General features: G+C 59.8%; 24 protein-coding genes. 13 read left to right on the top strand and 11 right to left on the bottom strand.

Annotated elements, in window-relative coordinates; all coding sequences use genetic code 11:
- Nucleotides 1-36 precede the first annotated feature (36 nt).
- On the top strand, nt 37-1,305 hold the full coding sequence (locus tag ACMGGW_RS22955) for an MFS transporter (RefSeq protein ID WP_033639091.1): 1,269 nt from the start codon (nt 37-39) through the stop codon (nt 1,303-1,305).
- 73 nt (nt 1,306-1,378) lie between these two features.
- A complete protein-coding gene (ghrB, locus tag ACMGGW_RS22950; RefSeq protein ID WP_049204664.1) occupies nt 1,379-2,356 on the top strand; it encodes a glyoxylate/hydroxypyruvate reductase GhrB in 978 nt (325 codons plus the stop codon).
- 1 nt (nt 2,357) lies between these two features.
- Here ghrB and ACMGGW_RS22945 read toward each other — a convergent pair whose 3' ends face one another.
- Entirely contained in the window at nt 2,358-2,510 is a 153-nt protein-coding gene (locus tag ACMGGW_RS22945; protein WP_162837931.1) for a hypothetical protein, read from the bottom strand.
- Between the two features lie 196 nt (nt 2,511-2,706).
- Between ACMGGW_RS22945 and ACMGGW_RS22940 the strand changes: the two genes are divergently transcribed.
- The 4 genes from ACMGGW_RS22940 (at nt 2,707) to ACMGGW_RS22925 (ending at nt 6,832) form a co-directional block, all read left to right on the top strand.
- Nucleotides 2,707-4,770 carry an alpha-amylase gene (locus ACMGGW_RS22940; protein WP_197833618.1) on the top strand — a complete coding sequence of 688 codons (2,064 nt, stop codon included), beginning with the start codon at nt 2,707-2,709 and terminating at the stop codon, nt 4,768-4,770.
- Nucleotides 4,771-4,905: 135 nt separating this feature from the next.
- Nucleotides 4,906-6,156: a valine--pyruvate transaminase gene (locus tag ACMGGW_RS22935; RefSeq protein WP_089181469.1), complete on the top strand. Its 1,251-nt coding sequence runs from the start codon at nt 4,906-4,908 to the stop codon at nt 6,154-6,156.
- Between the two features lie 74 nt (nt 6,157-6,230).
- Nucleotides 6,231-6,452, top strand: a complete 222-nt coding sequence (locus ACMGGW_RS22930) for a ribbon-helix-helix domain-containing protein (RefSeq protein ID WP_025304767.1) — start codon at nt 6,231-6,233, stop codon at nt 6,450-6,452.
- On the top strand, nt 6,452-6,832 hold the full coding sequence (locus ACMGGW_RS22925; RefSeq protein WP_025304766.1) for a type II toxin-antitoxin system VapC family toxin: 381 nt from the start codon (nt 6,452-6,454) through the stop codon (nt 6,830-6,832). Before ACMGGW_RS22930 ends, ACMGGW_RS22925 begins: the two co-directional genes overlap by 1 nt.
- A gap of 10 nt (nt 6,833-6,842) precedes the next feature.
- Here the strand turns inward: ACMGGW_RS22925 and ACMGGW_RS22920 are convergent, their stop codons facing one another.
- The 3 genes from ACMGGW_RS22920 to ibpA all read right to left on the bottom strand — a co-directional run bounded on the left by ACMGGW_RS22920 (nt 6,843) and on the right by ibpA (nt 9,617).
- A complete protein-coding gene (locus ACMGGW_RS22920) occupies nt 6,843-8,501 on the bottom strand; it encodes a putative transporter (RefSeq protein ID WP_049204658.1) in 1,659 nt (552 codons plus the stop codon).
- 167 nt (nt 8,502-8,668) lie between these two features.
- Complete coding sequence (gene ibpB / locus ACMGGW_RS22915; protein WP_004933922.1) at nt 8,669-9,097, bottom strand: small heat shock chaperone IbpB; 429 nt, start codon at nt 9,095-9,097, stop codon at nt 8,669-8,671.
- A gap of 106 nt (nt 9,098-9,203) precedes the next feature.
- Nucleotides 9,204-9,617 carry a small heat shock chaperone IbpA gene (gene ibpA, locus ACMGGW_RS22910; protein WP_004933919.1) on the bottom strand — a complete coding sequence of 138 codons (414 nt, stop codon included), beginning with the start codon at nt 9,615-9,617 and terminating at the stop codon, nt 9,204-9,206.
- A gap of 309 nt (nt 9,618-9,926) precedes the next feature.
- On the opposite strand from ibpA, the gene ACMGGW_RS22905 reads away from it, so the two are divergent.
- A complete protein-coding gene (locus ACMGGW_RS22905) occupies nt 9,927-10,274 on the top strand; it encodes a YceK/YidQ family lipoprotein (protein WP_016929593.1) in 348 nt (115 codons plus the stop codon).
- A 30-nt stretch (nt 10,275-10,304) separates the two neighbouring features.
- Here the strand turns inward: ACMGGW_RS22905 and ACMGGW_RS22900 are convergent, their stop codons facing one another.
- Both ACMGGW_RS22900 and ACMGGW_RS22895 read right to left on the bottom strand, forming a co-directional pair.
- Nucleotides 10,305-11,585, bottom strand: a complete 1,281-nt coding sequence (locus tag ACMGGW_RS22900; protein ID WP_197832567.1) for a DUF3748 domain-containing protein — start codon at nt 11,583-11,585, stop codon at nt 10,305-10,307.
- 38 nt (nt 11,586-11,623) lie between these two features.
- Nucleotides 11,624-12,025 carry a hypothetical protein gene (locus ACMGGW_RS22895; protein WP_197826758.1) on the bottom strand — a complete coding sequence of 134 codons (402 nt, stop codon included), beginning with the start codon at nt 12,023-12,025 and terminating at the stop codon, nt 11,624-11,626.
- Between the two features lie 36 nt (nt 12,026-12,061).
- Between ACMGGW_RS22895 and ACMGGW_RS22890 the strand changes: the two genes are divergently transcribed.
- Nucleotides 12,062-13,030 carry a threonine/serine dehydratase gene (locus ACMGGW_RS22890; protein WP_089181466.1) on the top strand — a complete coding sequence of 323 codons (969 nt, stop codon included), beginning with the start codon at nt 12,062-12,064 and terminating at the stop codon, nt 13,028-13,030.
- On the top strand, nt 13,017-13,958 hold the full coding sequence (locus tag ACMGGW_RS22885) for an ornithine cyclodeaminase family protein (protein ID WP_025304761.1): 942 nt from the start codon (nt 13,017-13,019) through the stop codon (nt 13,956-13,958). Before ACMGGW_RS22890 ends, ACMGGW_RS22885 begins: the two co-directional genes overlap by 14 nt.
- Before the next feature lie 26 nt (nt 13,959-13,984).
- Here the strand turns inward: ACMGGW_RS22885 and yidA are convergent, their stop codons facing one another.
- The 5 genes from yidA to dnaA all read right to left on the bottom strand — a co-directional run bounded on the left by yidA (nt 13,985) and on the right by dnaA (nt 20,989).
- A complete protein-coding gene (gene yidA, locus ACMGGW_RS22880; protein WP_025304760.1) occupies nt 13,985-14,800 on the bottom strand; it encodes a sugar-phosphatase in 816 nt (271 codons plus the stop codon).
- A gap of 125 nt (nt 14,801-14,925) precedes the next feature.
- Complete coding sequence (gene gyrB / locus ACMGGW_RS22875; protein ID WP_025304759.1) at nt 14,926-17,340, bottom strand: DNA topoisomerase (ATP-hydrolyzing) subunit B; 2,415 nt, start codon at nt 17,338-17,340, stop codon at nt 14,926-14,928.
- Between the two features lie 18 nt (nt 17,341-17,358).
- Nucleotides 17,359-18,444, bottom strand: a complete 1,086-nt coding sequence (recF, locus tag ACMGGW_RS22870) for a DNA replication/repair protein RecF (RefSeq protein ID WP_025304758.1) — start codon at nt 18,442-18,444, stop codon at nt 17,359-17,361.
- Between the two features lie 45 nt (nt 18,445-18,489).
- A complete protein-coding gene (gene dnaN, locus ACMGGW_RS22865) occupies nt 18,490-19,590 on the bottom strand; it encodes a DNA polymerase III subunit beta (RefSeq protein WP_004933892.1) in 1,101 nt (366 codons plus the stop codon).
- Nucleotides 19,591-19,594: 4 nt separating this feature from the next.
- Nucleotides 19,595-20,989: a chromosomal replication initiator protein DnaA gene (gene dnaA / locus ACMGGW_RS22860; RefSeq protein ID WP_071826153.1), complete on the bottom strand. Its 1,395-nt coding sequence runs from the start codon at nt 20,987-20,989 to the stop codon at nt 19,595-19,597.
- A gap of 682 nt (nt 20,990-21,671) precedes the next feature.
- Here dnaA and rpmH point away from each other — a divergent pair.
- Genes rpmH through yidC form a run of 4 tightly spaced genes read left to right on the top strand, consistent with a single transcriptional unit; the run spans nt 21,672 to nt 24,050 of the window.
- Nucleotides 21,672-21,812, top strand: a complete 141-nt coding sequence (rpmH, locus tag ACMGGW_RS22855) for a 50S ribosomal protein L34 (protein ID WP_000831330.1) — start codon at nt 21,672-21,674, stop codon at nt 21,810-21,812.
- Between the two features lie 17 nt (nt 21,813-21,829).
- Nucleotides 21,830-22,189 (top strand): ribonuclease P protein component, encoded by a 360-nt coding sequence (rnpA, locus tag ACMGGW_RS22850; RefSeq protein WP_004933883.1) that lies wholly within the window; start codon nt 21,830-21,832, stop codon nt 22,187-22,189.
- Nucleotides 22,153-22,410: a membrane protein insertion efficiency factor YidD gene (gene yidD / locus ACMGGW_RS22845; RefSeq protein WP_004933881.1), complete on the top strand. Its 258-nt coding sequence runs from the start codon at nt 22,153-22,155 to the stop codon at nt 22,408-22,410. The genes rnpA and yidD overlap by 37 nt, the downstream gene beginning before the upstream one ends.
- 2 nt (nt 22,411-22,412) lie before the next feature.
- On the top strand, nt 22,413-24,050 hold the full coding sequence (gene yidC / locus ACMGGW_RS22840; RefSeq protein WP_025304756.1) for a membrane protein insertase YidC: 1,638 nt from the start codon (nt 22,413-22,415) through the stop codon (nt 24,048-24,050).
- The last annotated feature ends 74 nt before the right edge of the window (nt 24,051-24,124 follow it).

Raw genomic sequence — 24,124 nt, 5'->3', positions numbered from 1 at the left:
GCGAAGGGGATGCAACACCACTGAAGGATACTGAACATGAACAAAGCGACTGTCGCGGCCAAACGCTGGTGGTACATCATGCCCATCGTGTTTATCACCTACAGCCTGGCCTATCTCGATCGCGCCAACTTCAGCTTCGCCTCTGCCGCCGGCATCAATGAAGATCTCGGCATCACCAAAGGCATGGCCTCGCTGCTGGGCGCGCTGTTTTTCCTCGGTTATTTCTTCTTCCAAATTCCCGGCGCCATCTACGCCGAACGTCGCAGCGTCAAAAAACTGATCTTCTGGTGCCTGATCCTGTGGGGCGGCTGCGCCTCGCTGACCGGCGTGGTCAGCAATATTCCGATGCTGGCCGCCATCCGCTTTATCCTCGGCGTGGTGGAAGCGGCGGTGATGCCGGCGATGCTGATCTACATCAGCAACTGGTTCACCAAATCGGAGCGGTCACGCGCCAATACCTTCCTGATCCTCGGCAACCCGGTGACGGTGCTGTGGATGTCGGTGGTATCCGGTTACCTGATCCACGCCTTCGGCTGGCGTGAAATGTTCATCATCGAGGGCATTCCGGCGGTTATCTGGGCGTTCTGCTGGTGGGTGCTGGCGAAAGACAAACCGGCGCAGGCCGGCTGGCTGAGCGCCGATGAGAAACAGGCGCTGCAGCAGCAGCTGGACGAAGAGCAAAAAGGCATCAAGGCCGTGCGCAACTACGGCGAAGCTTTCCGCTCACGCAACGTGATCCTGCTGTGCGTGCAGTACTTCGCCTGGAGCATCGGCGTGTACGGCTTCGTGCTGTGGCTGCCTTCCATCCTGCGCAGCGGCATGCAGATGGGCATGGTGGAAGCCGGCTGGCTGTCGGCGGTGCCTTACCTGGCGGCAACCATCGCCATGATCGTGGTCTCCTGGGCGTCGGACAAAATGCAAAACCGCAAGCTGTTCGTCTGGCCGCTGCTGCTGATCGGCGCGCTGGCGTTCTTCGGTTCTTACGCCGTCGGCGCCAACCACTTCTGGATCTCCTACGGCCTGCTGGTGGTCGCCGGCGCCGCGATGTACGCCCCCTACGGGCCGTTCTTCGCCATCATTCCGGAAATGCTGCCGAAAAACGTTGCCGGGGGCGCCATGGCGCTGATCAACAGCATGGGCGCGCTGGGTTCGTTCTTCGGTTCGTGGTTCGTCGGCTATCTGAATGGCGCCACCGGCAGCCCGGCGGCTTCCTACATGTTCATGGCCATCGCACTGGTGGTGGCGGTGGTGCTGACGCTGATCGTCAAGCCCGCCCGCAACGAGATCCAGCCGCAATTGGCTTGATCCAGTTATACTTTTTATCTGTTAACCCAACCGGGGGGGCACCATGCCCCCTTTGGCCCAGCTGGAGTTCGTGATGAAGCCTTCTATCGTATTGTACAAAAGCCTGCCCGCCGATCTGCTTGAACGTCTGGAACAGCACTTCACCGTGCACGCCTTCAACGGCCTGCAGCCGGAGAACCGCGACGAACTGCGCCAGGCGTTGCAGCAGGCCGAAGGGATCATCGGTTCCGGCGGTAAAATTGACGAAGCCTTCCTGCAGCAGGCGCCCAAACTGCGCGCGGCCTCGACCGTTTCCGTCGGCTACGACAACTTCGACGTCGAGGCGCTCAACGCCCATAACGTGCTGTTGATGCACACCCCGACGGTGTTGACCGAAACCGTCGCCGACACCATCATGAGCCTGGTGCTGGCGACCGCGCGCCGGGTGGTGGAAGTGGCGGAGCGGGTGAAGGCCGGCGAATGGCGCGGCAGCATCGGGCCGGACTGGTTCGGCGTCGACGTGCACCACAAAACCATCGGCATCCTCGGCATGGGCCGCATCGGCCTGGCGCTGGCGCAGCGCGCGCACTTCGGCTTCGGCATGCCGGTGCTCTACAACGCCCGCCGCACGCACGAAGAGGCGGAGCAACGCTTCAACGCCCGTCGCTGCGATCTGGATACCCTGCTGGCCGAGTCGGATTTCGTTTGCATCACGCTGCCGCTAACCGAACAAACCTTCCACATGATCGGCCGCGAACAGCTGGCGAAAATGAAGAAAAGCGGCATTCTGATCAACGCCGGCCGCGGGCCGGTAGTGGATGAGCAGGCGCTGATCGAAGCGCTGCAAAACGGCGTGATCCACGCCGCCGGGTTGGATGTGTTCGAGAAAGAGCCGCTGCCGGCCAACTCGCCGCTACTCAGCATGCCGAACGTGGTGGCGTTGCCGCACATCGGCTCCGCTACCCATGAAACGCGCTACGGCATGGCCGCCTGCGCGGTGGATAATTTGATCGCCGCGTTGACCGGCACGGTGAAAGAAAACTGCGTCAACCCGCAGCTGTTGCGGAAATAACTCAGCGCGGCCGGTGGTCTGAGGATAACCGGCCGTGTTGCTCTTCCTGCTGCGGCGCGAACAGCGCCTGCAGCTGATGTTCTTCGGCGAAGTGCTGCAATTCGGCATCCTGAATTGCCTGAACGATCTCTTCTCGCCAGTTTTTGTCCGTCATCGCTAACCTCCTTTGATGTTCACCGTTTAATCTGCCGCAGCGCGCGCACAAAGCCAAGCCGAATCAATCCGAAAACGCTCCGCCCTTCCTCTCCTCCTCGAAAAACCCTCGCAGGGAGGAGGCCATTTTTCCGTCGTTTGCCACACTGGGCGCTACCCTGCGAGAAAAACGCTTCCTGCCGCGCGTAAGGAGAGCCATGAAACTGTTACCCCTGCCCTTATTGATGCTGCTGTCGCCTTCGGCGCTGGCCAGCTGGACACTGCCGGGTTTCCCGGCCCTCGACGAAACGGCCGCCGGGCTGTTCACCAGCCAGGCCACGCTGCCCAAAGGCCAGCTGCCGCTGCGCCTGTATCAGGATAACCACTGCTGGCAACCGGCGGAGGCGATAAAACTTAACCAGACGCTGTCGCTGCACCCGTGCGGCGCCAACCCGCCGGTCAGCTGGCGGCAGTTCCGCGCCGGCGACTATCAGGTGCGCGTCGATACGCGCAGCGGCACGCCGACGCTGCAGCTCAGCCTGAGCAGCGTGCCGGAAAGCGCCGCCGTTGCCGTCCGCAGCTGCCCGCGCTGGGACGGTAAGCCGGTCACGGTCGACGTCACCTCCACCTTCGCCGAAGGCGAAACGCTGCGCGATTTCTATTCCGGCCAAACGGCGCAGGTGAGCCAGGGAAAAATCACGCTGCAGCCCGCCGCCGCCAGCGGCGGCCTGTTGCTGCTGGAATCCGCCGCCACGGCGAAACCGGCGGCGTTCAGCTGGCATAACGCCACGGTCTACTTCGTACTGACCGATCGCTTTGAGAACGGCAATCCGGCCAATGACCACAGCTACGGGCGCCGCAGCGACGGCCTGCAGGAAATAGGTACCTTTCACGGCGGCGATCTGGCCGGCCTGACGCAGAAGCTGGATTATCTGCAGCAGCTCGGCGTCAACGCCTTGTGGATCAGCTCGCCGCTGGAGCAAATCCACGGCTGGGTCGGCGGCGGCACCCAAGGCGATTTCCCGCATTACGCCTATCACGGCTATTATGCGCTGGACTGGACTCGCCTCGACGCCAACATGGGCACCGAACAGGAGCTGCGCACGCTGGTCGAGCAGGCGCATCGCCGCGGCATTCGCATTCTGTTCGACGTGGTGGTGAACCACGTCGGCTACGCCACGCTGGCGGATATGCAGACGTTCCACTTCGGCTCGCTGTATCTGCAAGGCGCAGAGGTGGAGAAAACCCTGGGGAAAAACTGGAGCGACTGGCGTCCCGGGCCAGGGCAAAACTGGCACAGCTTCAACGACTACATCAACTTCAGCGACAAGGCGGGCTGGCGCCCATGGTGGGGGAAAAATTGGATCCGCACCGACATCGGCGACTATGACGCGCCGGGCTATGACGATCTGACGATGTCACTGGCCTTCCTGCCGGACATCAAAACCGAAGCGCCCGGCGCCAGCGGCCTGCCGCTGTTCTACCGCCACAAACCCGACACCGCCGCGCGCGACATGCCCGGCGCCACCCCCCGCGATTACCTGACCGTCTGGCTCAGCCAGTGGGTGCGCGATTACGGCATCGACGGTTTTCGCGTCGATACCGCCAAGCACGTGGAAAAACCGACGCTGGCGCTGTTGAAACAGCGCGCCACGGCGGCATTGGCGGCATGGAAAGCGGAGCATCCGCAGCAGGCGTTGGATGATGCGCCGTTTTGGATGACCGGCGAGGCCTGGGGCCACGGGGTGATGAAAAGCGACTATTACCAAAACGGCTTCGACGCGATGATCAACTTCGATTTCCAGGACCAGGCGTCGCAGGCATTGGGCTGCTTCGCCGACATCGATGCCACCTACCGGCAGATGGCCGAGCGGCTGCAGGATTTCAACGTGCTGAGCTATCTCTCTTCACACGACACCCGGCTGTTCTTCGCCAGCGACGCCAAAGGCTCGCTGCCTCGCCAACAGCGGGCGGCGAACCTGCTGTTGCTGGCGCCGGGCGCGGTGCAGATTTACTACGGCGATGAAAGCGGCCGCCCGCTCGGCCCAACCGGTTCCGATCCGCTGCAGGGTACCCGCTCCGACATGAACTGGCGTGAGTTACAGGGGAAAAAAGCCCCGCTGCTGACCCACTGGCAACGGTTAGGGCAGTTCCGCGCTCGCCACCCGGCGATCGGCGGCGGCGTGCAAACCCCGCAGGCGCACGCCGCCTATTACGCCTTCAGCCGCCGGCTTGGCGACGATAAGGTGATGGTGGTGTGGGCCGGCGAACGGTCACAATAATCCAGCGTAATATGCTGCTAATCGGCCAATGAGCGAAGTTTGTGCCCATTGGCCGATTTGTCGGCCGCATTGCAGCGGGATTTGTCTGGCGGTATGGTGGGTGATTACCTGCTAAGAAACAGTACTGCTGCACCTATGACTTTCTCACTTTTCGGCGAAAAATTTACCCGTTATGCGGGCATTACCCGTTTGATGGACGACCTGAACGAAGGCCTGCGCACCCCCGGTGCCATCATGCTCGGCGGCGGCAATCCGGCGCAGATCCCAGAGATGGAAGCCTACTTCACACAGCTGTGCCAGGAGATGCTCGACCAGGGCAAACTGACCGAGGCGCTGTGCAACTACGACGGCCCGCAAGGCAAGGACGCGCTGCTGAAAGCGCTGGCCAATCTGCTGCGCGACGAGCTCGGCTGGGAGATTTCGCCACAGAATATTGCACTGACTAACGGCAGCCAAAGCGCGTTTTTCTACTTGTTCAACCTGTTCGCCGGCCGCTACGCCGACGGTTCGCGCCGCCGCGTGCTGTTCCCATTGGCGCCGGAATATATCGGCTATGCCGACGCCGGGCTGGACGAAGGGCTGTTCGTCTCCGCCAAACCGAACATCGAGCTGCTGCCGGACGGCCAGTTCAAGTATCACGTCGATTTCGAACATCTCACCATCGGCGATGACATCGGCATGATCTGCGTTTCACGGCCGACCAACCCGACCGGCAACGTGATCACCGACGAAGAGCTGATGAAGCTCGACCTGCTGGCGCAGCAGCGTGATATTCCGCTGGTGATCGACAACGCCTACGGCGTGCCGTTCCCCGGCATCATCTTCAGCGACGCCACGCCGCTGTGGAACCCGAACACCATCCTGTGCATGAGCCTGTCCAAGCTCGGCCTGCCGGGCTCGCGCTGCGGCATCGTGATCGCCGACGAGAAGGTGATCACCGCGCTAACCAACATGAACGGCATCATCAGCCTGTCGCCAGGCAGCATGGGGCCGGCGATGGCGACGGAAATGATCGCGCGCGGCGATCTGCTGCGCCTGTCGAACGAAGTGATTCGCCCGTTCTACAAACAGCGCGTCGAGCACACCATCGAGATTATTCGCCGCTACCTGTCGCCGGAGCGCTGCCTGATCCACAAACCGGAAGGGGCTATCTTCCTCTGGCTGTGGTTCAAGGATCTGCCGATCACCACCGAAGTGCTGTATCAGCGCCTGAAAAAGCGCGGCGTGCTGATGGTGCCGGGCCACTACTTCTTCCCGGGGTTGGAGCATGAATGGCCGCATACCCACCAGTGCATGCGCATGAACTACGTGCCCGATCCGGAGAAAATCGAGCGCGGCGTGGCTATTCTGGCGGAAGAGATCGAGCGCGCACATCAGAAAGGCTAACGCCGACTGATTGAAAATTGACCGACAAAGATATACGATGCATATATCGTATATCTTTTTTTGGAGGGCCAACGATGACTCGCATCGTGATCGATTTACCTGAAGAAGACCTGCGGCAGCTCGATAATCTGAAAAATATCCGCCACGTTCCGCGGGCCGAGATCATTCGTCAAGCAGTCTCCCGCTATCTGACGGAGAACCACGTGGAAGATCCCAGCAACGCTTTCGGGCTCTGGTCCGGGGCGATGGGAGATGGCGTGGAGTACGAAAATCGTCAGCGCGAGGAGTGGGAATAATGGTGGCTCAACGGGCGTTATTCGACACCAATATCCTGATCGATTATCTCAACGGCATTCCTCAAGCCAGGGACGTTCTGGTCGAGTATCACATCAATCCGGCCATCAGCGCCATCACCTGGATGGAAGTGATGGTAGGTGCTAAAAAACAGGGTCCGGCACTGGAGCTGAAAACACGTCAGTTTTTAGGGCAATTTCTGCTGCTGCCTATTACCGATGAAGTCGCTGAACGCGCCGTAGAACTGCGCCACTCACAGCATGTGAAACTGCCAGACGCCATTATCTGGGCCACAGCGCAGGTGGGATTCCGGATGCTCATCTCCCGCAACCCCAAAGATTTCGGCACTGACAATGGCGTGTTGATGCCTTATCGGCTGTAGACGATCCGCACTACAACGTCCAGAACAGCACCGCCAGCAGCTGCGGCGACATGATGCGCAGGAACATCGCCAACGGATACACGGTGGCGTAAGACAGCGCGGCAGCGCCGCTGGTGGGATGCAGACCGTTGGCGAAGGCCAGCGCCGGCGGATCGGTCATCGATCCCGCCAGCATGCCGGACAGCGTCAGGTAGTTCATCTTGCCCACCGTGCGTGCCAGAATACCGACGCTCAGCAGCGGAATGGCGGTGATTAACGCGCCATAACCAATCCATGTCAGCCCCTCGCCGTGCAGCAACGTATCGATAAAATTGCCGCCCGATTTTAAACCGACCACCGCCAGAAACAGCACGATGCCCAGTTCGCGCAGCGCCAGGTTGGCGCTCGGCGGCATAAACCAATACAGCTTGCCGATACTGCCGATGCGCCCCAGGATCAGCGCCGCCACCAACGGCCCGCCGGCCAGCCCCAGCCGCAATGCCGCCGGGAAGCCGGGCACAAACAGCGGAATGGAGCCCAGTAGCACCCCGAGACCGATGCCGATAAAGACCGGCAGCATCTGCACCTGCTGCAGTTTTTGTTGGGCGTTGCCGACGATTGCCGTCACCGCGTCGATGGCCTCCGGCCGGCCGACCAGGTTGAGAATGTCGCCAAACTGCAGCGTCACGTTGCTGCCGGCCACCAGCTCGACGCCGGCGCGGTTGAGGCGTGAAATTACCACGTCATACTTCTGCTTCAGGTTCAGATCGCGGATTTTCTTGCCCAGCACCTGCTCGTTGGTCACCACTGCCCTCACCACCTGCAGCGCGGTGCCGCGCGTCGACAGCGAGGCGTCCACCTCTTCGCCTATCACCAGCCGGGCGTTCTCCAGATCTTCACGCTTGCCCACCAGATGCAGGTAGTCGCCAAGTTCCAGCCGCTCGTGCGGCGCCGGCACCATCAGCAGCTCTCCGCGCTTGAGGCGCGAACAGACGATCGCTTCACCGTTGAGCAACGGCACCTGCTTAATCGCCATGCCCTGCAGGTTGGGATTGCGCACCGCCACGTTGATGGCGTGCAGCAGCTCACGCTGATTGCCCAGGCTGTTTTCAAACGCCTGCGCCTCGCGCTCGATGTTGATGCGGAAAACCAATCGGATCAGCCACATCACCAGCAAGATGCCGCAAATGCCGAACGGGTAGGCCATGGCGTAGCCCATCCCCATGCCGTCCACCAACGCCGGATCGGAACCGAGATCGGTCAGGATTTGTTGACCGGCGCCCAGCGCCGGGGTGTTGGTGACCGCGCCGGAGAACACGCCGAGGATGATCGGCAGCGGCACGTCGAACAGCTTGTGCACCGCCGCCGCCACTGCGCCGCCGGTCAGTACCAGCAGCACCGCGAAGGCGTTGAGGCGCAGACCAGAGACGCGCAGCGAAGAGAAGAAACCGGGACCGACCTGGATGCCGATGGTGTAAACGAACAGGATCAGGCCAAACTCCTGGATAAAGTGCAGCATGTCACCATTCAGGCTGATTTGCCCGCTCTGGGCAAAGTGGCCGACCAGAATGCCGCCGAACAGCACGCCGCCGATGCCCAGCCCGACGCCGTACAGTTTCCAGTTCCCCATCCACAGCCCAATGACGGCCGCCAGCGCCAACATGCTGACGGTCAGGGCGATATCGCTCATAGGTCACATCCTTGCCAAAGTTGAACATGGGATTTGCGGACAAAGACACACAATTAACAAGGATTATGGCATCGGGCAGACGGGGGGACTGTGGCGTGCGCCACATAACGCAACGGGGGAGATCCGTCTGGATCTCCCCCGCATGATGATGACCGTTTTTCAGTCGGTTATTTGGCTTCCAGCTCCGGCGTCGCGCCGATGGCAATGCGCTGAGGCTGCAAGGCTTCCGGCACCTGACGCACCAGATCGATGTGCAACAGGCCATTTTCAAATTTGGCCTCGGATACCTGCAGGTGTTCCGCCAGAGTGAAGGTCAGCTGGAACTCTTTGCACACCAACCCCTGATGCAGGTACTCGACCTGTTTTTCCGGCGGCGTGGGTTTACCGCTGACGGTCAGCCGCGGCCCTTCCACTTCGATATTCAGTTCGCTCTGCCGGAAACCGGCCAGCGCCAGAGAAATGCGGTAGTGATTGTCATCGCTTTTCTCGATGTTATACGGCGGGAACCCCTGGGGTTCCTGGCCGCCCATTGAACTGGCCAGTTTATCAAAACCAATCCATTGACGCAGAAGCGGGGATAGATCGTAATTACGCATAGGAACAACTCCTTTCATTAAGCGAGATGTGTTTATTCAGCCCCCTGACGGCAGGCGGATTATTACTGCATATTTGCCGACAGCGCTCCTGCCGGCGAAAACGGAATTATTTAATTTCGATACGGCGCGGTTTTAATGTTTCCGGCACGATGCGCTGCATATCGATATACAGCAGGCCGTTTTCCAGTTTGGCGCCTTTAATTTGAATATGTTCGGCCAGCTGGAATTTACGCTCGAAATTACGCTCAGCGATGCCCTGATATAAATAGGTTTTTTCTGCCGGTTCGTTATTGTGCGCACCGCGCACGATCAGCAGATTATCTTGCGTGGTGATCTCCAGCTCCTGCTCGGCAAACCCGGCTACCGCAATGGCGATGCGATAATGGTTTTCGTCCACCAGCTCGACATTATAAGGAGGATAACCGCCGTTGCCCTGGCTCTGGCCGGCCTCCAGCGCGTTGAACAGGCGATCGAAACCAATGGCGGAACGGTATAGTGGAGAAAGATCGAAATTACGCATAAAACAGCCTCCTAAGGCACTTCAGCGAGGTTGAAATAAATACGCCTTCCATTCTGGACAGGCTAATTAAGCCAGAATTCCCTTACGGCAAATTCTCAATCCGGCTCTGATGATAAAATGGGGGTTGATTTCATCAATTCAACGGGCGAGGATCAAAAAAAGCGCTTTTCGGTTAGGTGAAAGTTTTTTTACCACTTACACTAAAGTGAGAGAGCCGCCACAGAGCGGGATTTTGCTTCTTTTAAAGCAGCAACAGGATGTTATAAATCAGCTTAATTTAGGGGCACAGCAACCCTGCAGGATGGATTAATGACGACGATGAAAGCGATAGCGACGGGCTGCATGTTGTTGGCGACCAGCGGTTGCTCCAGCGTGATGAGCCATACCGGCCCGAATCAGGGTTACTATCCCGGCACCCGCGCCAGCGTGGACATGCTGAAGGACGACAACACCAGCTGGGCGATGATGCCGCTGGTGGCGCTGGATCTGCCGTTCTCCGCAGTGATGGATACCGTGCTGCTGCCTTACGACTATCTGCGTTCAGGCAATGACGCCACCGCAGACTCGCCAAAAGCGCGCATCCTGCGCAGCGAGCAGCAGAATCTGGCGGCAACCGGCAACCCCGGCGAGGGCAACGACAGCACCGCCACACACTAATCACGCACGCAGCGGGCCATCAGGCCCGCCTTACGCCTCAACCACAAAGATCTGGTTGAATCCGGCAATCTCGCGCATAAACGCCACTTTCTTGCCATCCGGCGAAAACACCACGGCATCCCCCGACGGCGGCTGCAGGCTGCGCTGCGTTAAACGCTGCAGGCGGCCGCTGGCGACCTCACACAGCATCACGCTGTTGTCACACACCAGGGCTATCGCCCCGCCCTGCGGGTGCCAGCTGAACGCCGACTGGATGTCATGCTCGGCGCGGCTGACCTGGCGCGGCTCACCGCCGTTCGGCGACACCGTCCACAGCTGTACCACGCCGCCGTCATCCTTCATCAAAAATGCGATTTGGCTGCCGTCCGGCGAGCTGCGCAGCCAATGGCGCGGTGCACCGGCGACGCCCGGAAAACGACGCTCCCCGGTAAAGGTTACCCGCCGCTGCCTGACGCCAAGCGGCGGCGCCGGCAGCTCGCTTTCCGTCCCCTGCAGCGGCAGAGCACCCTCCCTGGCGTAGTCGGCGTCGTTCTCCGGCAGATCGACGATAAACACCTCCGGCAGCTTCTCACCGGCGGCGGACAGCGTATCGCCGATAAATGCCAGCGCCCAGCGCTGCCGGCGGCCGTCGGCCTTACGGTAACCTTCGCGGCCAATCCAGCCCTCTTCGTAGGCGCGATTGATCTGATCGCTGCCCGGCTGCGGCTGCGGCACGGTCTCGCTGACCAGCACGCAATAGTGGCTGCCGTCATACTCACGGGGATGCTGTTTCGGCGGATTGACCCCGTGCAGCGGCACAGCCACGCCGACGTTGCGCAGATCGCGCGCCGGATCGCATTCATGCATCACGTGATCGTTGTAGGTAAAGCTGAGGCGGCTGCCGTCCGGGCTGAAAACGTGCACATGGCTGCCGCCGCGCAGCGCACCGGGCGTGTAGGGCGCCGTGATATCCAGCGCGTCGAGGGTAATGGCCAACTCGCGATCCGGTTCGCTGACGATCACCCCGCGGCGGTGGTGAAAATCATACTGCCAGGCGCTGTCCGGATGTTCCGGGCCGTGGATGAAGACGTAGCGCGCCGGCGCATCGGGGCTGACCGTAACCACACCGACGTGGGCACCGTGCTGGGCGCGATAAACCACCTCCACCGCGCCGCTGGTGACGTTGACCCGCTCGATGCTAAGGCCGGTGAAAGAGGCGCCGCGCGGGCGCACGTCATAAGCCAGCCATTGGCTATCCGGCGTCCAGACGTTGATATTGGTTAACTGATGCCCGCGTGGGTCGAAAGTCAGTTGTTTTTCCCGATGGCTCATGGCGGCTCTCCTGCGCATGCTGGCACTGAACGGCCATCTTACCGGATCGGCGGCAGCGTTTCATATGGCCAGCGAGAGGCGCCCGGGGGCATTTTGGCGCAATTATTTTTCAGCGTCTTATCATTTAAGCCGCTCGGCGGCGCCGGCAGGAAATAAACGCCCGGGTAGGCGGCCGTATTCCAGGCAGTGAAACTCAGCGGTGCCCATGCCGTATAGGCAGATGCCGCGAGCGCTATTTTTTCATTCTCATTTACTTGATCAAAATAATTCAGCGGCAGCGCCTTTCTTAACGCAAATAAATAAAAAATCGTGTCGCTAAACGACAGGTTAATGATTACTTTCACCGCCAACCCGATGCTCTTCTCCGGCCATTGCCGTTTGCTGGCCGGCTTACCCGCTGGTCGGATGGCAGGGTTTACAATCAATACAAAAAAGTACAAACTGGATTTTTAAGTCCAAGACATTCTGGAGCCGGTATGAATCCCCTCTTCGATGCCATTGTTTCTGCCCATCAGCAACTGCGCCCTCAGGTGCGGGTCACGCCATTGGAGCGCAGCGTACTGCTTTCTCAGCAATTGGGCTGCGAGCTGTATTTGAAATGCGATCACCTGCAGCACACCGGTTCCTTTAAATTTCGCGGCGCCAGCAACAAGCTGCGGCTGCTGGATAACGAGCAACGCCGGCGCGGCGTGATCGCCGCCTCAACCGGCAACCACGGCCAAGCGGTCGCCCTGGCGGGGTACCTGATGGGGGTTGGCGTCACGGTTTATGCGCCAGAGACGGCCGCGAGCATCAAGCTCGACACCATTCGTGCACTGGGCGGCACCGTGGAATTGGTGCCGGGCGATGCGCTGAACGCCGAACTGGCGGGGGAACAGGCCGCACGCGAACAGGGAAAAACCTATATCTCGCCGTATAACGACGAGCAGGTGATCGCCGGCCAGGGCACCTGCGGCATGGAGCTGGTTGAACAACTCACCGATCTGGACGCGGTGTTCGTGGCGGTGGGCGGCGGTGGCTATATCGCCGGCATCGGCACCGTTCTGCGGCAACTGTCGCCGAACACGCAGCTTATCGCCTGCTGGCCGGAAAACGCCACCAGCCTGTACAGCGCGTTGGAAGCGGGCCATATCTTCCCGGTGGAAGAGCAAGAAACCCTGTCCGACGGCACCGCCGGCGGCGTCGAGCCGGGCGCCGTGACCTTTCCGCTGTGCCAACAGCTGATCGACCGCAAAGTGCTGGTTAGCGAAGCAGAGATCAAACACGCGATGCGCCGGATCGCCGCCAGCGATCGCTGGATTATCGAAGGCGCGGCCGGCGTGGCGCTGGCGGCGGCGATCAAACTGGCGCCGGAATACCAGGGTAAAAAGGTAGCGGTGGTACTGTGCGGCAAGAACATCGTGCTGGAGAAATACCTCAAGGCCATCGCCGATGCACATCCTTAATCGGCAGCAAATCCTCGCCGCGTTCGACGCCGAGACCATAACGCCGCTGCTGAAGCAGGGTTTTATCGCCTACTCGCAACAGCGAGTGCAACAACCGCCGGTGCAGCATTTCCTGTTCGAGCGTGCCGCCGGCGACTGCTGCATCAAATCCGCCTGGCTGGAAGGTGACGAACTGTTCGTGGTCAAGATCTCCGCCGGTTTCTATCGCAACGCCGAACACGGCCTGCCGAGCAATCAAGGGCTGGTGATGGCGTTTTCCGCCCAGACCGGCGAACCACAGGCGCTGCTGCAAGATGAAGGCTGGCTGACCGCGCTGCGCACCGCCCTGGCCGGACGCATCGCCGCCGAGCTGTGCGCGCCGCCGCATATTCAGGCGATCGGCATGGTCGGCACGGGTCTGCAGGCGCGGCTGCAGCTGCAATGCCTGAAACCGGTGACCGATTGCCGAGACGTATGGGTGTGGGGACGAGACGAACAGGCGCTGGCGGCGTATCGGCGCGATGCCGAAGCCGAGGGTTTTCGGGTGCGGGTTACGCAGAATGCGGCGGAACTGGCAGCGCACTGTCGGCTGATCGTGACTACCACGCCCAGCCGCGAACCGATATTGCAGGCGGCGGATATTCGGCCCGGCACGCACATCACCGCCGTGGGCGCCGACGCGCCCGGCAAGCAGGAACTGGCGACCGATTTGGTGGCCAACGCAGACGCGCTGCTGGTCGATGCCCTGACGCAGTGCGCGGACTATGGCGAGATCGCGACGGCTTATCGGCAAAACAGGCTGATTTCAACGCCAATCGTCGAAATGGGCGCCGTCTTGGCGCAGGGAGGGCGGGTACGACGCGAGCCGCAGCACATCACCATCGCCGATCTCACCGGCTTGGCGATTCAGGATCTGCAGATCGCCAAAGGGGTGTTGGCGAAAGTATAAAGGGGCGCCGCAGCGCCCACGCGTTATCAGGCGTTGAGCACGAACTTCTCGATAGCGCGCGCCACGCCGTCCTCTGTATTGGCGCTGGTGACAAACTGCGCCACCGCTTTCAGTTCGGGAATGGCGTTGCCCATCGCTACGCCGACGCCGGCATATTCGATCATCGCCGTATCGTTGGCCTGATCCCCCAGCGTCATGATGTTTTCCCGCGCCACGCCCAAATGCTCGGCCAGCATTCTCACCCCGGCGCCCTTATCGACGTTCTTGTGCAGGATCTCGAGGAAATAAGGCGCGCTTTTCAGGATGGTATAACGCTCGCGCGTTTCCGCCGGGATGCGCGCGATAGCGCGGTCCAACAGCTCCGGCTCGTCGATCATCATCACTTTAGGGAAACGCATCTGGCGATCCATCTCTTCCACGCTGCGGTATTTCAGCGGAATACCGGTCATTTCCGCCTCGTGTATGGTGTACTTGCCGATATCCTTGTTCGGGGTATACAGGGTATCGAAATCAAACGCCTGGTAGTGAACGCCGAACTCGCGCGCCATCTGCTCAAAGTGCAGATAATCCTCAAAGCCCAGCGTTTCTTGCAGAATGCAGGCGCCGTCAACCGCACGCAGCACCAGCGCGCCGTTATAGGTGATACAGAAATCGCCGGGGCCCTGAATGTCCAACTGGCGCAGATAATCCTGCACGCCGACATAAGGCCGCCCGGTGGCCAACACCACGTGCACCCCTTTGCGCCGCGCCGCCGCGATAGCCTGCTTTACCGCCGGCGTGATTTGGTGCTGCGGATCCAGCAACGTGCCGTCCATGTCGATCGCAATCAGTTCAATAGCCATTCAACGCTTCTCCCAGTGGTTTTTTCCCATGCTAACGCGTTTCAGCCTCGGCTGTCAGCGCCAAAAAAGGCGCAAAAAAAATCCGCGCGGGTCGCCCGGCGCGGATTTTCACAGCCATTAACGCATCAGATATCGATGTTCGCCGCTTTCAGGGCGTTTTCTTCGATAAAGGCGCGGCGCGGTTCAACCGCATCGCCCATCAGCGTGGTGAACAGCTGATCGGCAGCGATGGCATCCTTGACGGTCACGCGCAGCATACGGCGGCTTTCAGGATCCATGGTGGTTTCCCACAGCTGCTCCGGGTTCATCTCGCCCAGACCTTTATAACGCTGCACCGACAGGCCGCGGCGCGACTCTTTCACCAGCCACTCCAACGCCTGCTCGAAGCTGTCTACCGGTTGACGGCGTTCGCCGCGCTCGATGAACGCGCCCTCTTCGACCAGCCCGCGCAGCTTCTCGCCCAGCTGACAGATCTTGCGGTATTCGCCGCCGTGGATGAAGTCGAAGTCCAGCTTATAGTCGGTATCCACGCCGTGGGTGCGGATGCGCAGCGCCGGCTCGAACATCTGGCGCTCGCGGTTCTCGAAGATAACGAAGTCATAGCTGCTGCCGTGCTGCTCTTTGTCGTTCAGCGCCTGCACCAGCGAAGCAATCCAGGTTTTCACCTTGGCTTCATCGCTGAGATCTCCTTCGTTCAGCGTCGGCTGATAGATCAGGCTGTTCAGCAGCGCGCGCGGGTAGCGGCGCTCCATGCGGCCGATCAGCTTCTGCACGCCATAGTGCTCAGCCACCAGTTTTTCCAGCTGTTCGCCACCCAGCGCCGGTGCGCTGGCATTGGTGTGCAGCGTAGCGCCGTCCATCGCAATAGCGATCTGGTACTGATCCATCGCCTCGTCATCTTTGATGTACTGCTCTTGCTTACCTTTCTTCACCTTGTACAGCGGCGGCTGTGCGATGAACACGTGGCCACGCTCGATGATTTCCGGCATCTGGCGATAGAAGAAGGTCAACAGCAGCGTACGGATGTGCGAACCGTCGACGTCGGCATCGGTCATGATAATGATGCTGTGATAACGCAGCTTGTCCGGGCTGTACTCGTCGCGGCCGATGCCGCAACCCAGCGCGGTGATCAGCGTCGCCACTTCCTGCGAGGAGAGCATTTTGTCGAAACGCGCTTTCTCGACGTTGAGGATTTTCCCCTTCAGCGGCAAGATAGCCTGGTTCTTGCGGTTGCGCCCCTGCTTGGCAGAGCCGCCCGCGGAGTCCCCTTCCACCAGGTACAGTTCGGACAACGCCGGGTCGCGTTCCTGGCAGTCCGCCAGCTTGCCCGGCAGGCCGGCCAGATCCAGTGCGCCTTTGCGGCGGGTCATCTCACGCGCTTTACGCGCCGCTTCGCGCGCGCGCGCCGCGTCGATGATTTTGCCGACCACGATTTTCGCGTCGCCTGGATTCTCCATCAGGTAATCCACCAGCTTCTCGTTCATCAGCGTTTCAACCGCGGTTTTCACCTCGGAAGAGACCAGCTTGTCCTTGGTCTGAGAAGAGAACTTCGGATCCGGCACCTTCACCGAGACCACGGCGATCAGGCCTTCACGTGCGTCATCGCCGGTGGCACTGACCTTGGCCTTCTTGCTGTAGCCTTCCTTCTCCATGTAGCTGTTCAGCGTACGGGTCATCGCGGTACGGAAACCGACCAGGTGCGTGCCGCCGTCGCGCTGCGGGATGTTGTTGGTGAAGCAGTAGATGTTTTCCTGGAAACCGTCGTTCCACTGCAGCGCCACTTCCACGCCGATGTCGTCTTTCACGGTCGAGAAGTAGAACACGTTCGGGTGGATCGGGGTTTTGTTCTTGTTCAGGTACTCGACAAACGCCTTGATGCCGCCTTCGTAATGGAAGTGGTCTTCACGGTCGGTACGCTTGTCCTTCAGGCGGATAGACACGCCGGAGTTGAGGAAGGACAGCTCGCGCAGACGCTTGGCCAGAATGTCATACTCGAATTCGGTCACATTGGTGAAGGTCTGGTGGCTCGGCCAGAAGCGCACCATGGTGCCGGTCTGCTCGGTTTCGCCCACCACGTTCAGCGGCGCCTGCGGCTCGCCGTGGCTGTAAGTTTGTTCGTGCACTTTGCCTTCGCGGCGGATCACCAGCTCCAGTTTCTCCGACAGGGCGTTAACCACCGAGACGCCCACGCCGTGCAGGCCGCCGGAAACTTTATAGGAGTTGTCGTCGAATTTACCGCCGGCGTGCAGCACGGTCATGATGACCTCTGCGGCTGAAACCCCTTCTTCAGGGTGAATGCCGGTCGGAATGCCGCGGCCGTCATCCTGCACCGATACCGAGTTGTCGGCATGGATGGTGACCTGAATGTCACTACAGTGGCCCGCGAGCGCTTCGTCGATAGCGTTGTCCACAACCTCGAATACCATGTGGTGCAGACCGGTGCCGTCATCGGTATCGCCGATATACATGCCCGGGCGCTTGCGCACCGCATCCAGCCCTTTTAATACCTTGATACTTGAGGAGTCATAAGAATTCGACATCAACGTTTCTCGCTCATTTTAGTCCTGTGGTTGAACCTCTATTTTACCCTGTTCCACGCGGAACATCTTGCCCTTTTCACCGGCCATGTCGGTCACTTGTTCAGCGCTGACTGCGCTGACAAAAACCTGGGCCTGGGTGGCTTTCAGGCGATCGGCCAGCAACCGGCGACGGCCGGTGTCCAGCTCGGAGGCAAAATCATCAATCAGATACAGGCAACGCCGCCCGCTCTGCCGGGTGAGAAACTCACCCTGCGCCAAGCGCAACGCGCACATCAGCAGCTTAAGCTGACCGCGCGATAACAAATCCTCTACCGGCGTGCCGTCGGCACGAATGCGAAAGTCCGCTTTATGCGGCCCCACCGCGGTATAGGTCAACGCCCTGTCGCGCTCAAACTGGCGCTCCAGCAGCTCGCCGTAGTCGCTCTCTTTGTCCCAGCCGCGTTGGAAGGAGAAGCTCAGGCCGAATTCAGGCAGAAACTGCGCACAGGTCGCGGTGATATCCGCGGCGATCGCGTCGCTGTATTCCGCCCGCCATTCGCTGATGCGCTCCGCGAGCGGGATCAGTTCCTGATCCCAAGCGCGGATCTGCGCATAGCGACTCACCTGGCGCAGCGCGGCATTGCGCTGCTTCAGTAACCGTTTCAGGTTGCTCCAGGCGGTGAAAAAACCGGGTTCGTTATGAAAACAGCCCCAGTCCAGGAAGGCGCGCCGGAATTTCGGCCCGCCGTTCAGCAGGGTAAAACCTTCGGGGGTGATCAACTGCATGGGCAGCAGCTGCGCCAGCTCGGCCACCTTGTGGCCGTCGCTGCCATCGATGCGTACTTTGCTGTCACCCTGACGGCTCTTACTCAATCCTACCGACAGCTCGCGCTCCGCACCTTCGATGCGGCCATGCAACACGAACTCCGGTTGGTCGTGGCGAATCACCCGACCAGCCTGCAGGCTGCGAAAGGCGCGGCCGTGGCCGAGCGTATACACCGCTTCCAGCACGCTGGTCTTGCCGCTGCCGTTGGCGCCAACCAGGAAGTTGAATCCCGGCGCTAGCGCCAAATCCGCCGCCTCGATATTGCGGAAGTCTTTAATCAATAAACGCGTCAGAGCCATGCAATCTCTTTACCGATGACGGTGCTGTAATTCAAGGTAACGAGACTACAACCGCATTGGCATGACAACGTAGGCCGCCGCCTGGCTGGCGCCGTCTTCGATCTGCACGCTGGAGACCGAGTCGGTCAACAGCAGGCGCACGTCTTCACACTTGAGCGCGTTCAACACGTCCAGCACGTAGCTGACGTTGAAACCGATCTCCATCTCCGCGCCGTCGTAGCTGACGTCGAGGATCTCTTCCGCCTCTTCCTGCTCCGGGTTGTTGGCGGTGATCTTCAGCTGGTTCTGGCTGACGTACAGCCGCACGCCGCGGAATTTCTCGTTCGAGAGAATGGCTGCGCGGGCAAACGCCTGCTTGAGCAGATCGCAGCCGGCTTCCAGCGTTTTATCCGGGTTCTTCGGCAAGACGCGACGATAGTCCGGGAAACGGCCGTCAACCAGCTTCGACGTGAAGATGAAATCGCCGACGTGGGCGCGAATGTTGTTGCTGCCGATCTGCAACTGCAGCAGCGAATCGCCGCCGTCCAGCAGGCGCACCAGCTCCATCACCCCTTTACGCGGCACGATCACCGAATGCGACGGCAGCTGCTGGCCGATCGGCATCGAGCACACCGCCAGGCGGTGGCCGTCGGTCGCGACGGTGCGCAGCTCTTCGCCTTCGGTTTCAAACAGCATGCCGTTCAGGTAGTAACGCACGTCCTGATGGGCCATCGAGAACTGGGTAGCTTCGATCAGGCGCTTCAGCGTCGCCTGCGGTAAGGTGAACTCCACCTCGCTCTGCCAGTCGTCCAGGTTCGGGAAGTCCGCCGCCGGCAGCGTAGACAGTGAGAAACGGCTGCGGCCGGACCGCACCAGCATGCGCTCGCTCTCCAGCGTGACGGCGATCTCCGCCCCTTCCGGCAGGCCACGGCAGATATCAAAGAATTTGCGCGCAGGCACGGTGGTCGCGCCCGGCTCATGCGGTTGGGACAGGGCGACGCGCGCCACCATCTCCATCTCCAGATCGGTGCCAGTCAGCAGCAGGGAGCCTTCCGTCACCTGCAACAGCAGGTTGCCCAGGATCGGCAAGGTCGGGCGGCCGCCCAGCGGGCTGCTCACCTGTTGCAGCGGTTTTAGCAGATGCTCACGTTCAACGATAAATTTCATAGCGCTATGAAGATAATGTTCTGATTAAATTGGAGAAATCTTCTTTGATGTCGTGACTTTCCTCACGCAGCTGCTCGATCTTCCGGCAGGCGTGCAACACCGTGGTATGGTCGCGGCCACCAAACGCATCGCCGATTTCCGGCAGACTGTGGTTGGTGAGTTCCTTCGCCAGCGCCATCGCCATCTGGCGCGGGCGGGCAACGGATCGCGAACGCCGCTTGGACAGCAAATCCGCGACTTTAATCTTGTAATACTCCGCCACCGTCTTTTGGATATTGTCGATGGTGACCAGCTTTTCCTGCAGCGCCAGCAGATCGCGCAGCGCTTCGCGCACGAAATCAATGGTGATAGCCCGGCCGGTAAAGTTGGCGTTGGCGATCACGCGGTTCAATGCCCCTTCGAGCTCACGCACGTTGGAACGCAGGCGCTTGGCGATGAAGAACGCCACTTCGCCCGGCAGGCGAATGTCGTTTTCGTCGGCCTTTTTCATCAGGATCGCCACGCGGGTTTCCAGCTCCGGCGGCTCGATCGCCACCGTCAGCCCCCAACCGAAGCGGGACTTCAAGCGATCTTCCACCCCGTTGATCTCTTTAGGGTAGCGATCCGAGGTCAGGATGATCTGCTGATTGCCTTCCAACAGGGCGTTAAAGGTATGGAAGAACTCTTCCTGCGAACGCTCCTTGTTGGCGAAAAATTGGATGTCATCGATAAGTAAGGCGTCGACCGAACGGTAGTAGCGCTTAAACTCTTCGATGGCATTATTTTGCAACGCTTTGACCATGTCCTGCACGAAGCGTTCCGAGTGCATGTAGACCACTTTGGCGTTGGCCTTGCGCGCCATGATGCCGTTGCCGACCGCGTGCAGCAGGTGAGTTTTACCCAGGCCGGTACCGCCATACAGGAACAAAGGGTTGTAGGCGCCGCCCGGATTGTCCGCCACCTGGCGAGCCGCCGCGCGCGCCAGCTGGTTGGACTTACCCTCGACGAAGTTGTCGAAGGTGTGTTTAGGATTGACGTTGGAGCGGTAAGAGAGCTCGGGCTGCGCTGCCGCGTTGTCCCAGCTCGGGCGCAAAGGTGCAGCCGTACGCGCCGCCGGGGCCGCAGGGGCGCTGCTGACGCTGGCGGTCACGGTCTGGCTGATCACCTGCGTGATCGGCTTGCTGCCGACTTCAAAACGCAGCAAAGGCGCATCCGTGCCGCAGAAATCATTCAGCAGACCATTGATGTTGTTTAAGTACTTATCGCGAACCCAATCCAGCACAAAACGGTTAGGCGCGTACAGCGCCAGGGTGTTGTCACTCAGTTCCGCCTGCAATGGGCGAATCCACATACTAAATTCTGTGGCAGGTAACTCATCCTGCAATCGGGCAAGACACTGCTGCCAAAGCGAAAGTGACACGGCGGACTCCACTCGAACAAGATCAATAAAGAAAAGAAACGGGCAACTTTTTTATAACTCATGATTTTTGACACATACCCGGCATCGGCTGTTTGCCTGTGGGGGATGCGAACCGCCTTTCACGGTTTGTGTCCCTCACGATCCCGGCATGAGGGATCGCGATCGGAATGACGGATCATAGCGCAATCCGAGCAAGAGATCCTCCCCTTCCTCACAGATTAGATCCATTTTATCCACAGGCCGCGGCCGGCGGCGATCTTTTCACCGCCAACGCCGAATGACCGCGCAGATCCCGGCCGCTGCGCCGCGTTTTTTACATTGTCAACCGGTTATACCCTGTTATCCACGTCGGATCCTGGGATCGCGCGCAAAGGATCTCACGGGGATCCTTGCGATTTCACCCCGAGTCCGTATAATCTTCGCCCTACGTGTGATACCTGGTTCCTTATGGTGCGTCATTAGCCAGACAGGATTCTGCGGTGACCACGGGCCAAGACCGGATTTTGTTCCGTTATTGGCAGACAACCAGGTAGGCTGGCGCGATGCGAATTGACTCAGGACTGTACAATTATTACAATCCCGCTTCTTTATGTATTGCGATTGAGGCGTCGGTCATCTTCACGCCGAGTAGCCAAACGCGTTTACTGATCAGTAATTATTTTAAGTTTAGGTAGAAATCGCTATGAAACGCACTTTCCAACCGTCCGTATTGAAGCGCAACCGTAGCCACGGTTTCCGTGCTCGTATGGCCACCAAAAATGGTCGTCAAGTTCTGGCCCGCCGTCGTGCGAAAGGCCGTGCTCGTCTGACTGTTTCTAAGTAATAAAGCTAACCCGCTGAGTGGTTAAGCTCGCTTTTCCCAGGGAGTTACGTTTGTTAACTCCCACTCATTTCACTTTCGTCTTCCAGCAGCCACAACGGGCTGGCACGCCGCAAATCACCATCCTCGGCCGCCTGAACCAGCTGGGGCATCCCCGCATCGGTCTTACCGTCGCCAAAAAACACGTCAAACGCGCGCACGAGCGTAATCGGATCAAACGCCTAACCCGCGAAAGCTTCCGCTTGCGTCAGCACGAATTACCGGCGATGGATTTTGTCGTGGTGGCCAAAAAGGGGATAGCGGATTTGGATAACCGCGCGCTGACGGAAGCTTTGGATAAATTATGGCGTCGCCACTGTCGCCAGGCTCCCGCATCCTGATCGGGCTGGTGCGGGCCTATCAGCTCGTCATCAGTCCGCTGCTAGGGCCTCGTTGTCGCTTCCAGCCGACATGCTCTCATTACGCAATTGAGGCATTAAGCAGGTTTGGCATGATAAAAGGCAGTTGGTTAGCATTGAAACGCGTATTAAAATGCCACCCTTTGAACCCAGGTGGCGATGATCCGGTGCCGCCAAAAACCGACGATAACAGAGAACACTAACGATGGATTCGCAACGCAATCTTCTCCTCATCGCTCTGCTGTTCGTGTCTTTCATGATCTGGCAGGCATGGCAAACGGACAATGCTCCGCAGCCGGCCGCACAGACCACGCAACAGACTTCGAACGCAGTAGCCGGTGATGCCGCCAGCCAGGCCGTGCCAGCCAGTGGTCAGGGTAAGCTGATTACCGTGAACACCGACGTGCTGTCACTGACCATCAACACCCGTGGTGGCGATATCGAGCAGGCTAAACTGTTGGCCTACCCGGATACCCTGGGTTCATCGACTCCGTTCCAACTGCTGGAAACCACTCCGTCGTTCGTCTATCAGGCACAAAGCGGCCTGACCGGTAAAAACGGCCCGGACAACCCGGCCAACGGCGAGCGCCCGCTGTATCAGGCGGCGCAGGACAGCTACACCCTGCCGGAAGGCCAGGACGAGCTGCGCATCCCGCTGACCTACACCGATAAAGACGGCGCGATCTACACCAAGACCTTCGTGCTCAAACGCAATCACTATGCGGTCGGCGTGGATTACAGCATCGACAACAAAGGCGCGACGCCGCTGGAGCTGACCCTGTTCGGCCAGCTGAAGCAGACCACCGAATTGCCTAAGCACCGCGACACCGGCAGCAGCAACTTCGCGCTGCACACCTTCCGCGGCGCGGCGTACTCGTCCAGCGAGGACAAGTACCAGAAATACGCGTTCGACAAAGACGAAAACCTGAGCGTCACCACCAAAGACGGTTGGGTCGCCATGCTGCAGCAGTACTTCGCCACCGCGTGGGTACCGGCGACCAAAGGTGACAACACCTTCTACACCGCCAAACCGGGTGACAACCTGTCCACCATCGGCTTCAAATCTACGCCGGTCGTGGTGCAGCCTGGCGCTCAGCAGCAGCTGAACGCGACCCTGTGGGTCGGCCCGGAGCTGCAGGACCAGATGGCCCAGTTGGCGCCGCACCTGGACCTGACCGTGGATTACGGCTGGCTGTGGTTCATCTCCCAGCCGCTGTTCAAACTGCTGAAGTTCATCCACGGCTTTATCGGTAACTGGGGCTTCTCCATCATCATCATCACCTTCATCGTGCGCGGCATCATGTACCCGCTGACCAAGGCGCAGTACACCTCGATGGCGAAAATGCGCATGCTGCAGCCGAAGCTGCAGGCGATGCGCGAGCGCATCGGCGATGACAAACAGCGCATGAGCCAAGAGATGATGGCGCTGTACAAGTCGGAGAAAGTGAACCCGCTCGGCGGCTGCCTGCCGCTGATCATTCAGATGCCGATCTTCCTGGCGCTGTACTACATGCTGATGGGCTCGGTCGAGCTGCGCCACGCGCCGTTCGCCCTGTGGATCCATGACCTGTCGGCGCAAGACCCGTACTACATCCTGCCAATCCTGATGGGCGTGACGATGTTCTTCATTCAGAAGATGTCGCCAACCACCGTGACTGACCCGATGCAGCAGAAAATCATGACCTTCATGCCGGTGATCTTCACAGTGTTCTTCCTGTGGTTCCCGTCCGGTCTGGTGCTGTATTACATCGTCAGTAACCTGGTGACCATCCTGCAGCAGCAGCTGATTTACCGTGGTCTGGAAAAACGCGGTCTGCACAGCCGCGACAAGAAAAAAAGCTAAGCGTATTGTAGGGGTTCGGCGCGCCGACCCTTGCAGTCACCCCAAAGGCGGTCATTAGACCGCCTTTTTGCATC

The organism is Serratia sp. BNK-4 (assembly GCF_048685115.1).
GTDB lineage: Bacteria > Pseudomonadota > Gammaproteobacteria > Enterobacterales > Enterobacteriaceae > Serratia > Serratia bockelmannii.
Note: the sequence above shows the minus strand (reverse complement) of the source record. Positions and strands in the feature narration are given on the sequence as shown.